Below are 538 nucleotides of genomic sequence, written 5' to 3'. Positions count from 1 at the left end.
ATGCTGATGATATCTCGGCTTGGTTTGCTCGCCATGGTGCGGGATACGAGATGGGGACGTGGTACACCGTGATCGCAGGACTGCTGAATATTTTGGTGATCTACGATGCGTTTGGAGGTCCGCTTTCGGTTCCAATTAGCGGACGCAAAAAAGAAGGTGACGGTGATACAGACGGGAACAAAGGCGGCAGCGATGCCGAAGATCCTTCGCCCGCGTTGGAATCCAATACCTAGACTGACAATACTTGCAGCCAACTTATCTCGCTTAATCTTGTGGTGCTCCACGGATCATCGAGCCAGGTTTTTCACATTACCCTTTGCAGCGAATTGATTGACGATGCTTTCGATTTCTCCCACCTACCTGCTGTACTTTGTACCTTTGTTGATTTCGATCTCTTTGGTGTTTGGTGCGACACGCCATGAAGACAATTCATTGATCATCAAGCACGCATTGGGTACGGGACGCTGGATCTGTGGATTTATGGCTTTCATTTTCGTGGTCCTTTGCCTTTTGAATTGGATGATCTAGTGCGAGTTCT

At 48.5% G+C, this 538-nt stretch carries 2 protein-coding genes; both read left to right on the top strand.

Annotated elements, in window-relative coordinates; all coding sequences use genetic code 11:
- A partial coding sequence (locus tag RMSM_RS24925) for a DUF6677 family protein (RefSeq protein ID WP_040769315.1) occupies nucleotides 1–233 on the top strand: 233 nt, incomplete at its 5' end.
- Between the two features lie 103 nt (nucleotides 234–336).
- The gene (locus RMSM_RS24920; protein WP_008703062.1) at nucleotides 337–528 is read left to right on the top strand and encodes a hypothetical protein; all 192 of its coding nucleotides are present in this window, start codon (nucleotides 337–339) and stop codon (nucleotides 526–528) included.
- Nucleotides 529–538 lie beyond the last annotated feature (10 nt).

It is taken from the genome of Rhodopirellula maiorica SM1 (assembly GCF_000346295.1).
Classification (GTDB): Bacteria; Planctomycetota; Planctomycetia; order Pirellulales; family Pirellulaceae; genus Novipirellula; species Novipirellula maiorica.
The sequence above is the reverse complement of the archived record's forward strand: the minus strand, read 5'-3'. Positions and strand labels throughout refer to the sequence as shown.

Bases quoted from the DNA above. Each gene is read 5' to 3' on its own strand.
- RMSM_RS24920 (WP_008703062.1), top strand. From the start codon at position 337: ATGCTTTCGATTTCTCCCACCTACCTGCTGTACTTTGTACCTTTGTTG.